Source organism: Massilioclostridium coli, assembly GCF_900095865.1.
Lineage (GTDB): Bacteria > Bacillota > Clostridia > Oscillospirales > Ruminococcaceae > Massilioclostridium > Massilioclostridium facile.
Genome location: NZ_FMIZ01000007.1, coordinates 139,569 through 151,397, shown reverse-complemented (window position 1 = coordinate 151,397; position 11,829 = coordinate 139,569). Strand labels below are relative to the sequence as shown.

Sequence of the window (11,829 nt, the reverse complement as noted above, 5' to 3'; positions counted from 1 at the left end):
GAAAAAGAGTCGTGCAACAATCATAACAGCGAGCTTTATAGGAACTAAAAAAGTAAAAGGTTATATAAATAAAATAGTACTATTTTAAACCCGTTTACAGGTGGCAGTGCATAATATAATTCAATCCCCATAGGAATTAAGCCGATAATATCCTCTTTTAGGGGCTGTGTATCAACCAAGCGGTCTTGAGCATTTAAAGTATTTCTTTTAGTGTTTTTCCATCCTCTGTTTTCCAATACAATTTTCCATTAGAGGCACGTCCTAAAACAACCGCAGAGGCAGCGGATGGGGCATTAAACTCATAATCCTGCTCAAAAACACCATTGATAATAATCCCATCAGCTATCAATTGATTCCTCAGATTATAATAACTTTTCGCCCCTGTTGGAAAGGATGGAGCCATACGGTCGGAAATTGTGGACCCTTTTAATACAGTAAATCCACCAATACTAATAAAACCTTTTGCCGAGGCATCTGAGCTTTTACAATATAAATATGTAGTTGTACTAGTGGCTTGCGGTACTGGTGTTAATACTTTATATCCCAATGCGTTCAGCAAAATCTTTATGTTATCCATAAATTCTTCCATTGATGCACGTTGAGATTCCTTAATGGTTGTATTATAAGTTGCCTTTGTAAGTATTTTATAGCGATTGCATTTTTTCGCAATGTGAAACAATTGATCCTCTAAATAACGCCCTAATGCTTTGTTTAAATCCCTACCGAGGAATGCAACAGCTGTATTCCAATAATATTTTTCTTTTCCCGCCTTAAAATCACTCAAATGCTGTTTTAATCTTATTAAAACATTTTCAGCTTCCCCAATATAAACAGAATCTGTCCCATCATCTTCTTGGCAGAACAAAAAATATACCCCTACTCCTTGAATATCCTCCCGTTCACATTCTGCTACTTCAGTTCTTGGGATTTTAATTGCTTTTCCATTCCAGTTGGACAATTCCGCTGTTGTTAAACTATCCGCTGTTCCATTGACAAGGAATAATTCTATTGTCTTTCCATAAGCCACAATATACTCCCCCAGTGCATTCATTCTATTCTACAAATATTATAACAGATATTCCAATAAAATCATAGAGAAGGAAATTTATCTTTATCAGATTGAACTTCCTATAGAATTACAACATCTGTAAAATATTTATCTATACTTTTCTTTACATAGATAAATTTTAATAGCAGATATTTTATGATCAATCATCTTAAAAATTAGTATCTTATCATATCCTTCTATAAAAGTTCCCTAATGAAAAAGCCTTACCCTTTATTTAAAAAGGATAAGGCAAACCATTTGGAGCGGGTTACGAGGCTCGAACTCGCTACCTCCACCTTGGCAAGGTGGCGCTCTACCAGATGAGCTAAACCCGCAAATGCTATCTTATACTACATGAAAATCGATCATAACAAATAAAAAATCCAAAGTTAAACCTTTTAACTTTGGATAAGAAATGGAGCGGGTTACGAGGCTCGAACTCGCTACCTCCACCTTGGCAAGGTGGCGCTCTACCAGATGAGCTAAACCCGCATGTTTGCCTTCTCTTTTCAGAAAAGGTCTTTTGGTGCCTCCGGACGGAATCGAACCATCGACACGAGGATTTTCAGTCCTCTGCTCTACCGACTGAGCTACAGAGGCATTTCAGTCGCCCTTGTAATCAATCTCTTTCAGACAACTGGTTGGCGACCCGTATCAGACTCGAACTGACGACCTCTTGCGTGACAGGCAAGCGTTCTAACCAACTGAACTAACGGGCCGTATGGTGGGAACAATAGGGCTCGAACCTATGACCCTCTGCTTGTAAGGCAGATGCTCTCCCAGCTGAGCTATGCTCCCATTTATCCGCCGTCCGGGGTGTTCCCTCAAGCGACGAATATTATTATACCAGACCACTTTTTATTTGTCAACACTTTTTTTCATTTTATTTTTATTTTTTTCGATTTTTTTAAACAGCAATTTTTCATCCAAAACGACAAAGCAATTTTATTAGATATTAACCCGTTCTATCTCTTTTTTCAACCTTGTGATAATCTTTTTCTCCAGCCTGGAAATATAGGATTGGGAAATTCCAATTTTATCTGCCACTTCCTTTTGGGTATATTCGTTTCCATCCACCATGCCAAACCTCAGCTGCATAATTTCCCGTTCCCTATCTCCTAACTTATTAATACAATCTACTACTAAATCCCGCTCTACCCGTTCTTCAATTCCTTTATTCACACAATCATTTTCTGTCCCCAACACATCGGACAACAACAGTTCGTTTCCATCCCAATCAATTTTTAATGGCTCGTCAATCGAAACTTCATTTTTTAAAGGATTGGTTTTCCTTAAATACATCAAAATTTCATTTTCAATGCAGCGAGAAGCATAGGTAGCTAGCTTAATATTTTTTTCAGGGGAAAATGTGTTTACCGCTTTGATTAGCCCAATCGTCCCAATCGAAATTAAATCCTCAATGCCAATTCCAGTGGATTCAAATTTTTTTGCGATATAAACAACCAGCCTTAAATTATGTACAATCAACTGTTCCCTTGCCCAAGGGTCATTTTCCGATAATTTTCGAAACACAATCTGTTCCTGTTCCTTATCTAAAGGGGGCGGTAAGGTATCCGCACCATTGATGTAATGGACAGGATCCACTAGCCCTAAATATCGTAATAATTGATTCCGTTTTTTCCATAGCCATTTTAAAAACATAACCTTTCACTCCTTAATTGAATTTTGCTGGGAGGACTGCTTGAAACTCTCCATGGGAAAGATGATTCACAGTAATCCCTATCATAAAACCGCTCACCGGTTTTTCTTCTAAATAAAACTGGTCGGGGGCAAACCCTACTATAAAGCTTTCTCCTCCTACTGTCTGGAATGGAATCAGATGGAATTTTACCGCCTGCAAAAGCTCAGTGGATTGTATGTATTGACCAGATTCCAAAACCTGCTGAATGGAAGCGGGTAATAGATTTTTAACTGCCTGATATTCACAGATTACGACAGGATGTCCTGTAAATGGGTCGATTAACCGATTTCCTGTATCATAAAAAGCAGATAAATTGGCTTCTTTTTGATTCCATATAATTTTAATTTGGTATAACTCCTTGGCATGTACCCGTTTGTTCCATAAAAAACAGATTACACGTACTACAATATAAGCGACAATTGTTCCAATGACCAATGCTAATGCGGAAATGTGAAAATACGCCACACCGTTGTTCCAATACATCCCCACAGGACAGACAAATATCCAGAGTGCCATCATTACACCAGCATACAAAAAATTAACTCCAAAAAAGCCTAAGACTGTTTTAATAAAAATTCCCCTTTGTTGGTAACCAAAACAGAGCCATACCAATAATACACCAAGAATCCCTTTGATGAGGAATGTTAGCAACAATCCTGGATCGGGCAGAAAAATCATCAAGGAAAACAGGCTGCCAATCACAGCCGCCGAAATCATCCTCCAACGTTTCACCTTGCTGTGGAAAAATAATTTTACGGATAACAGCAAAAAGTAATTCACAAATAAGTTTACCGCTAAAAGTACGTCTAAATATATCACCTGCATTTTGTTCACCTCGTCCAATTTCCAGTATACCCCCAGGACAAGCCTTAATTTTGTCAAACGCTCGTGGCTCATTCTGACGAATAAAACAAGATTTTTTCCGTCAACGGTTGACAACGAAAAAACTTTGTGTTAGGATACAAATAATAACTGAGAAAAGAACAAGTAAGCAAAGTTTTCCAGATTCACAGAGAGCGTTTGGGTGGTGAAAAAACGCAGCTGGCCTTATGCTGAATACATCTTGGAGTTGTGTAGCCGAACTTGTTAGTAGGCTGCATCGGGTACGCCCGTTATTGCGTAGCAGATCAGTCCTTTGACCTGCCGAGGCAGTAATCCGTGAGGGTTCTGTAAATAGAGGTGGTAACACGAAAATCGTATTTTCGTCCTCTGTATCTGTAACAGGATACGGAGGGCTTTTTTGTTTTTGACTATTCCCCTTCCGTATCAAATTGATAAAAGGAGAATTCATATGACTGTATTTGAAGAATTAAAACGCCGTGGGTTAATCGCCCAAATGACCAATGAAGAAAAAATCAAAGAATTACTGGAAAACGAAAAAGTTACCTTTTATATCGGTTTTGACGCTACTGCGGACAGCCTGCATGTTGGGCACTTTTTGCAGTTGATTGTAATGCGCCATCTGCAACAGGCTGGCCATCGTCCAATTGCTTTGCTTGGTACTGGTACTACTATGATTGGCGACCCAACTGGACGTACTGATATGAGAAAAATGTTAACAGTAGAAGAAATCAATCACAATGCGGAATGCTTTAAAAAGCAGATGTCCAAATTCATTGATTTTTCTGATGGGAAAGCATTGATGCTGAAAAATGGCGATTGGCTCTTAAACCTAAATTATATTGACTTTTTACGCGATGTTGGACGGCATTTCTCCGTTAACAAAATGTTGACAGCGGAATGTGTAAAAAGCCGTTTGGCAGTGGGATTAAGCTTTTTAGAATTCAACTACATGTTGATGCAAAGCTATGACTTCCTTCATCTGTATAACACAACCGGATGTAAAATGGAATTGGGCGGCGACGACCAATGGTCCAATATCCTAGGTGGTATCGATTTGGTGCGCCGTGTTAAAGGGGAAGAAGTATACGGGATGACCTTTACCCTGTTAACCACAAAAGAAGGCAAAAAAATGGGCAAAACCCAAAAAGGCGCCTTATGGCTTGACCCTGAAAAATGTCCACCATACGAATTCTTCCAGTATTGGAGAAACGTCAGCGACGACGATGTGATTAACTGCCTGAAGCTGATTACTTTCCTTCCAATCGAAGAAATTGAGGCAATGGAAAGCTGGGAAGGTAGCCAGTTAAATAAAGCAAAAGAAATTCTGGCTTACGAAGTAACCAAACTGGTTCACGGGGAAGAAGAAGCTACCAAAGCACTGGAAACTTCCCGCAACTTGTTTAGTGCAAATGCACAGGATGAAAATATGCCAAGCACAGAATTAAGTGCGGACGCGTTCCAAGATGGCACCATTGGTTTATTGGATTTATTGGTTGCTACAAAACTTTGCCCTTCCAAAGGGGAAGCGCGCCGGCTCACACAACAAGGCGGTATTTCCATTGACGATGAAAAAATTACCGACCCAACTGCAAAATTGGATGCTTCCAACTTTGAAAAAGGTTATGTCATCATCAAAAAAGGGAAAAAAGTATTCCATAAAGCAATCAAAGCTTAATGTTTAAAAACGTCTGCGTTTTACTTGCAGGCGTTTTTGCTGTTTTGTATTTTAAATTTTTATTTGTAATTCATACATTTTTATTGAGAAAAGAGAAATCTTATTGTAAATGGTAGTAGAAGGAGTGCATTTATGAAACAAAGCTCTATGGGAATGACAATTTATTATTCTGTTCAACAAGGAACAGTAACCATCCACCAATGTTTAACAGACCAAACGGATATTGTTTTACCAAATCAAATCCAAGGGATGCCAGTAACCAAAATCGGCGCTTATGCTTTTTCCTCTCCGGAAGGGCTTTCCAAAGCAACTGGGGAACTCCAGTTAATTCAACTATCTGGGGAATTAGGATTTCAAGAATCCGCCCTTCCTCTATGCGGAAAAAACCTTACCTCAATCCAATTGCCTGAAACCATTACCCAAATTGGAGACTATGCTTTTTTTAACTGTATCAATTTACAGTATGTTTCCATGCCGGGAAATATGCAGGAAATTGGAGGGGGTGCCTTCCAAAATTGTGAATCCCTTACTACCATTGAACTGACCAACATCAACGGACAGGAAACCTGCCTAAAAAGTATTATCACAGATATCCAACATGAAGTGGATGTCCTTCTCCATTATAACAATGGAATGTATGGTGTACCGCGGCAGGCAAAACTCACCTTTCCTCAATATTTTGAGGAAACCATTGAAAACGCTCCAGCCAGGATTTTTGAGTGGTTCGCAAGAGGTTCCGGATATCGTTATCGTCAATGCTTTTTGGATGGAAGTATCAACTACCGGGAATATGACAGCCTGTTGCCTGTAGCAAAGGCTGAGGACAACGAAAAAACGGTAGCAAAAATTGCGATGGAACGTATCCGTTATCCTTATCAGCTCAGCGAATCCGCACAGGAACAATATATGCAATATTTAAAAGAGCACAACCGTTTTATCTGCCAGCTTGCTATCCAAAACGATTGGGCAGAATGTATTGAATTTATGGTACAGAATCATCTAATGGGGCCAGAGGATGTTGATTATGCCATCACCCTTGCAAACAAATCCCAACGAGGAGAAATCCTTAGCTTTTTAATGGATTACCGACACACCCATTTTCAAAAACAGGAAAAATCATTTGAACTATAAGCAAAATTTTATTGCGGGAAGGAGGATATGATGTCAGAAGAGATTACCCAGCGGTATGAACAGGTATGCGGTCAAATTCTCAACACTTCCCGGAATGAACTTTATTTAGCCATGCGTTTTTTTGATCTGGCATTGAGCAGTTTTGGATATCAAATCAGCCTAAAAACTGATTTTATTGGGACGGATGGATATTCCCTTTATTACAACCCATTTTTCCTCACCGAACAATTCCAGAAAAGTAGGATTTGGATCAATCGAGCTTATCTACACAGTATGCTCCACTGTCTGTTTCGCCATCTGACCAAGACTCCAAAAACCGATTTGACCCTATGGCATCTTTCCTGTGATATCGCCATTGAATCGGTAATTGATAGCATGTATCATCGCTGTATTCGAATGGCTTCTTCCGCTCTGAAAAAGGAGATCTATCGGCAGCTAAACCAACAGTTAAAGGTGTTGACTGCAGAAGGGATTTACCGTGCGTTGTTACGGATGTCCCTTTCTCAAACAGCGTTGCAGCGTCTGGTAACAGAATTTACAGTGGATGACCATACCTTATGGCCTTCTCCAAAAGAAAACCAACCACAAATAGAGAGCTTAGAGCAAAAGTGGAAGGACATCAGCGAAAAAACACAAACCAATATGGAAACCTTTTCCCGGGACGCCGCTTCACAGTCCGGTGAACTTTTGGAGCAGGTCAAGGTAGAAAACCGTCAAAAGTACGATTATCGGGAATTTTTACGAAAATTCGCTGTACTGGGGGAAGAAGTCCAACTGGACCCAGATACGTTTGACTATACTTTCTACACTTATGGGTTGGAACTTTATGGTAACATGCCATTGATTGAACCACAGGAAGTAAAAGAAGTGAAAAAAGTAGAGGATTTTGTCATCGCGATTGATACATCTATGTCCTGTTCTGGGGAGTTGGTTCAGGCATTTTTAAAGGAAACTTACTCTATTTTAAAATCCAATGACAGCTTCTTCAAAAAGGTAAATATCCATATTATCCAATGTGATGAGCAGATCCAATCCGACCAATTGATTGAAAATGAGCGGCAGTTGGTGGAATATATGGACCATTTTCAGCTCATTGGAAATGGTGGGACCGATTTCCGCCCGGTATTTACTTATGTGGACCAGCTCTTATCAGAAGGGAAATTTCATCATTTGCGGGGATTGTTATACTTTACCGATGGATGTGGTATTTTTCCCACCAAAGCTCCCCGCTACCAAACAGCTTTTTTGTTTATGGAACAGGAAGGAAACCAATTTGATTTGCCGCCTTGGGCGATTCAATTGGTATTACAACCAGAAGATTTGGAGGAACAGAATGAACATTAAACAAGCCAAACAGGAAATTAAACGGTCTATCCAGGCATATCTGGCAAAAGATGAACTGGGAAATTACCGTATCCCTTCGATCCGGCAGCGTCCTGTTCTCGTAATGGGCCCTCCTGGTATTGGAAAAACACAGATTATGGAACAAGTGGCAAGGGAATGTGGTGTGGCTCTGGTCGCCTATACCATTACCCATCACACCCGCCAAAGCGCTGTAGGATTGCCTTTTATTCAGCATAAAAATTATGGTGGAACAGAGTATGCTGTTACAGAATATACCATGAGTGAAATCATTGCTTCGATTTACGAGAAAATGGAACAGACAGGGCTGAAAGAAGGCATCTTGTTTATTGATGAGATCAACTGTGTATCCGAAACATTAGCTCCCACCATGCTGCAATTCTTACAGCAAAAGACTTTTGGCAGCCATCGTGTTCCGGAAGGATGGATCATAGCGGCAGCTGGTAACCCTCCTGAATACAATAAATCGGTGAAAGAATTCGATATTGTTACTCTAGACCGCGTTAAAAAGATTGATGTACAGGAAGATTTTTCTGTTTGGAAAGAATATGCCTATCAGAATAATCTACATGGTGCCATTATTTCTTATCTGGAAATTAAAAAGGAAAACTTTTATCGGATTCAAACCACGGTAGATGGAAAATTATTTGCCACAGCCCGTGGGTGGGAAGACTTATCCCAAATCATCCAGACATACGAAATTTTGGGACTACCAGTTGACCAAGATTTAATTATTCAGTATATTCAGTTCCCTGCTATCGCAAAAGACTTTGCTAACTATCTGGAGCTTTATTACAAATATCAAACTGACTATCAAATTGAGGCGATTTTATCCGGTATGATTTCAGAACGGGCGATCTCCAAACTAAAATCATCCCAGTTCGATGAACGTCTTAGTGTTATTGGTTTATTGCTCAGCAAATTATCTCAACAATTCCAACAAGTAGAATTACAAGATTTATTGACCACTCAGCTGTTTGAACAGTTAAAATCCTGGAAGACTAAATTACAAACCTATCCTGCTATCCAAAGCCTAGTTGAACTTATTCAGGGATATCGGGATACTTTAGAACAGAAAAAACAAGCAGGGCAATTGGATCAACTACAGCTGCAAACCGGACAAAAGGTTCTCCAAATATTGGAGAAATATGTTTTACAGTTAAAACAAGAATCCTTGGAAGGGCAAGATGCGTTTGAACTGGTGAAAAACCAATTCCAGCAACAACCGGAAAAACGGAAACAATTGATTCAAACTGCTGCAATGATGTTGGACTATGCCTTTGATTTTATGGAAGCATCCTTTGGTAACAGCCAGGAAATGGTGATTTTTATCACAGAATTAACCGCGAATTATTTCAGCATGAAGTTTATCAATGAACACGGATGTGACCGATACTATATGTATAATAAAGGATTGTTATTCCAAGATAGGCAAAAAGAAGTGCTGGAAGAAATCCAAGAACTTACCCAGCTTACAAGGAAAGATTTCGATTAAAAAGGGTTATTATGGAATTACAAGAAATCATTACGGAAATCATTTTAGGATTATTTTTGATTTTCATCTCCTATCAAGTGGGTTGCAAAGGAAATTTTTCACTCATTCATAGTTATCATTATAGAAACCTTGATCCAAAAGATACAAAATCTTATACCAAAAGAATTGGTATGGGTGGTATGTTTGTTGGGATAGGTGTTTTTCTAATACCCATACTCAATTTAATCTTCCGCCCTGATATTGGATATTACATTGGCGTTGCTATGATTGTGGTTGGAGTAGTTCTCATTTTATTTTTTATTATCAAATACAATAGCAAGCTAATTCGTTTTAAAAGAAAATAATTATTCTATCAGGCTAAATTAACAAAAGATAATAAAATAAAAAAGTTCGTACAAATAGTTGTACGAGCTTTTTTGTATTTTATTCTATTATTTCTTTGCCAACATAAATCCTGCAAATATTTGGATGTTTTCGTTTACATGTCAGATTGTTTTCCTGCCATTGTTATGTTGATTCCCCAATATTGAAGAAAAATGTACCATTTAGAACTACAAAATTTTCATATTAACAATCAATTGTATGTAATACTTGTTGGCACCAACCAAACAGCAATTGAAAAGCATGTTGGCCATTAAACTCTTTGATTTTCACCGATTCTGCTGTTTGCAAAACCTGTAGATCCAATCCTTCCAAATAGGAAGCCAAATCCTGTTTTTTTAAGATAAATTTTCCAGTCCGGATAAAATGTAGGTTTTGTAAAAGATAAAAAATAGATTTATATGCAAATTGCAACTGTTCTTTTTCTACCCCTTGGGAGGAGTGGATGAATTCATGACAGAGCCCATGGTACAGGTTTCCCACATTCACTTTGATATGGTTTTTCACATCCTGTAAGGTGTATTCTGGCACAAAATCCTTTAAATTTCCGTAATAATCTTTGGTTTCGTGGATCAACTGGCAGATTTCTCCTGGATTCCAGTGAAGCAATTCCTGTTTTCCACAGATAAACCCACAAGTTTGTTCCTCTGGAGTTAAATTGGTAACAGTCTTTCGATACAGATCCATGTCCTGTATCGTAAAATAATCCAATATTACCATAGCATCAATATCGCTTGTTGGCGTTTCTTCCCCTCTACGATAACTTCCTTGTAGCCCTAAATACAATAATCGATTGCCAAATACCTGTTGTAACACTAGCTGTAGCCTCTGCATATAATCATCAATGTTTACCATGTTATTTCCTCCTATATTCATAATTTAAAAAACAATTCTCTTAGAATTTTTTATCAAGTATCTCATGATGTATTCACTTTATTTCACTGGTCTTACATCACATAAAATGAAAGCCTATAACGAGATATCCTACCGAAAATACCACTAATTTTCCTAACCAATCAAAAAAGGCTATTTTTGTCTGTTCCAATTCTGACAAACAAAAATAGCCAATTGTGTATTTCTAAATCCATTAATCTTTCAACTGTTCCCAAACATCCTGTTTAAACCCTGGACAAATTACAGTATCAGAGATAACCAACGGGCGCTTTACCAACATCCCATTGGTGGCTAATAATTCTAATTGTTCCTGTTCTGTCATAGTAGGCAGTTTATCTTTTAATTTTAATTCTTTATATAGCATCCCGCTGGTATTAAAAAACCGTTTTAATGGCAATCCGCTTTTTTGATACCATTGGGTTAATTCCGCCACTGTAGGGTTCTGTTCTACAATATGGCGGTCCTGATATTGTATTCCGTTTTCATCTAGCCATTTTTTCGCTTTTTGGCAGGTAGAACACTTCGGATATTCCAAAAATAAAATTGACATAATATACATTCCTTTCAAACTTATAATTGGGAGAGTACTTCCCCTATTTTCCCCTGAATTAATAAATCTGCATTGGCATCATAAGGGGTTGGCGTTTTATTGATTAATACTAGATGATTTCCAGTATAATACTGCAATAAACCCGCTGCTGGATAAACAGCCAATGAAGTTCCAGCGACAATCAATACATCCGCATGGCGGATATAATTTAAAGAACGGCTTAAAATATTGCTATCCAGCCCTTCCTCGTACAGTACAACATCCGGTTTAATCCGTCCCCCACAAGAACATGTTGGGATACCGTCACAATCCATAATTTCTTGTAAACGATAAAATTTTCCGCAAGACTCACAATAATTCCGATGGATGGAACCATGCAGTTCCAACACTTCTTTACTGCCTGCCATCTGATGCAGACCGTCAATATTTTGGGTAATAACCGCTTTTAATTTTCCTTGTTTTTCCCATTCCGCCAGTTTATTATGGGCTGCGTTTGGTTTGGCATCTGGATAGATTAATTTATTGCGGTAAAACCGAAAAAATTCCAATGGATTTTCCTCATAAAACGTATGGCTTAAAATCGTTTCTGGAGGATATTGATATTCTTGATAGTATAAACCATCGGTACTGCGAAAATCCGGTATTCCACTTTCGGTAGAAACTCCAGCACCTCCAAAAAACACGATATTGTCGCTTTGTTGTACCCACTGCTTTAATTGGTCAATCATTGATACCCCTTCTTTGCATG

The 11,829-nt window shown here is 38.5% G+C and carries 11 protein-coding genes, 5 tRNA genes and 1 other annotated feature; of the genes, 5 read left to right on the top strand and 11 right to left on the bottom strand.

Translation table 11 applies throughout. The annotated features are described in order from the left end of the window. Positions 1–193: 193 nt before the first annotated feature. From BQ2683_RS06190 to BQ2683_RS06155, 8 genes are all read right to left on the bottom strand, one after another. The gene (locus BQ2683_RS06190; protein WP_069988150.1) at positions 194–1,027 is read right to left on the bottom strand and encodes a GIY-YIG nuclease family protein; all 834 of its coding nucleotides are present in this window, start codon (positions 1,025–1,027) and stop codon (positions 194–196) included. A gap of 280 nt (positions 1,028–1,307) precedes the next feature. After that, positions 1,308–1,383 (bottom strand) — tRNA-Gly (locus BQ2683_RS06185). 81 nt (positions 1,384–1,464) lie between these two features. Beyond that, positions 1,465–1,540: transfer RNA gene (locus BQ2683_RS06180), tRNA-Gly, on the bottom strand. A gap of 32 nt (positions 1,541–1,572) precedes the next feature. Continuing rightward, positions 1,573–1,648, bottom strand: a tRNA-Phe gene (locus tag BQ2683_RS06175). Positions 1,649–1,690: 42 nt separating this feature from the next. After that, a tRNA-Asp gene (locus BQ2683_RS06170) sits at positions 1,691–1,767 on the bottom strand. A gap of 3 nt (positions 1,768–1,770) precedes the next feature. Then, a tRNA-Val gene (locus BQ2683_RS06165) sits at positions 1,771–1,846 on the bottom strand. A gap of 150 nt (positions 1,847–1,996) precedes the next feature. Further along, positions 1,997–2,710, bottom strand: a complete 714-nt coding sequence (gene sigE / locus BQ2683_RS06160; RefSeq protein WP_069988149.1) for an RNA polymerase sporulation sigma factor SigE — start codon at positions 2,708–2,710, stop codon at positions 1,997–1,999. 13 nt (positions 2,711–2,723) lie between these two features. Beyond that, the gene (locus tag BQ2683_RS06155; RefSeq protein WP_069988148.1) at positions 2,724–3,575 is read right to left on the bottom strand and encodes a sigma-E processing peptidase SpoIIGA; all 852 of its coding nucleotides are present in this window, start codon (positions 3,573–3,575) and stop codon (positions 2,724–2,726) included. 140 nt (positions 3,576–3,715) lie between these two features. Then, positions 3,716–3,963 (top strand) — a binding site (T-box leader). 78 nt (positions 3,964–4,041) lie between these two features. Between BQ2683_RS06155 and tyrS the strand changes: the two genes are divergently transcribed. From tyrS to BQ2683_RS06130, 5 genes are all read left to right on the top strand, one after another. After that, positions 4,042–5,268, top strand: a complete 1,227-nt coding sequence (gene tyrS / locus BQ2683_RS06150; protein ID WP_069988147.1) for a tyrosine--tRNA ligase — start codon at positions 4,042–4,044, stop codon at positions 5,266–5,268. A 132-nt stretch (positions 5,269–5,400) separates the two neighbouring features. Further along, entirely contained in the window at positions 5,401–6,399 is a 999-nt protein-coding gene (locus BQ2683_RS06145) for a leucine-rich repeat domain-containing protein (RefSeq protein WP_069988146.1), read from the top strand. A gap of 30 nt (positions 6,400–6,429) precedes the next feature. Continuing rightward, positions 6,430–7,743, top strand: coding sequence for a vWA domain-containing protein (locus BQ2683_RS06140; protein ID WP_083256402.1), 1,314 nt, complete (start codon positions 6,430–6,432; stop codon positions 7,741–7,743). Next, positions 7,733–9,256: an ATP-binding protein gene (locus BQ2683_RS06135; protein ID WP_069988144.1), complete on the top strand. Its 1,524-nt coding sequence runs from the start codon at positions 7,733–7,735 to the stop codon at positions 9,254–9,256. Before BQ2683_RS06140 ends, BQ2683_RS06135 begins: the two co-directional genes overlap by 11 nt. Before the next feature lie 11 nt (positions 9,257–9,267). Then, complete coding sequence (locus BQ2683_RS06130; RefSeq protein WP_069988143.1) at positions 9,268–9,600, top strand: DUF3784 domain-containing protein; 333 nt, start codon at positions 9,268–9,270, stop codon at positions 9,598–9,600. Between the two features lie 223 nt (positions 9,601–9,823). Here the strand turns inward: BQ2683_RS06130 and BQ2683_RS06125 are convergent, their stop codons facing one another. The 3 genes from BQ2683_RS06125 to BQ2683_RS06115 form a co-directional block, all read right to left on the bottom strand. Beyond that, the gene (locus tag BQ2683_RS06125; RefSeq protein ID WP_069988142.1) at positions 9,824–10,492 is read right to left on the bottom strand and encodes a nucleotidyltransferase domain-containing protein; all 669 of its coding nucleotides are present in this window, start codon (positions 10,490–10,492) and stop codon (positions 9,824–9,826) included. Between the two features lie 232 nt (positions 10,493–10,724). Next, the gene (locus BQ2683_RS06120) at positions 10,725–11,081 is read right to left on the bottom strand and encodes an arsenate reductase family protein (protein WP_069988141.1); all 357 of its coding nucleotides are present in this window, start codon (positions 11,079–11,081) and stop codon (positions 10,725–10,727) included. Positions 11,082–11,101: 20 nt separating this feature from the next. Then, entirely contained in the window at positions 11,102–11,809 is a 708-nt protein-coding gene (locus tag BQ2683_RS06115) for an NAD-dependent protein deacylase (protein ID WP_069988140.1), read from the bottom strand. Between the last annotated feature and the right edge of the window lie 20 nt (positions 11,810–11,829).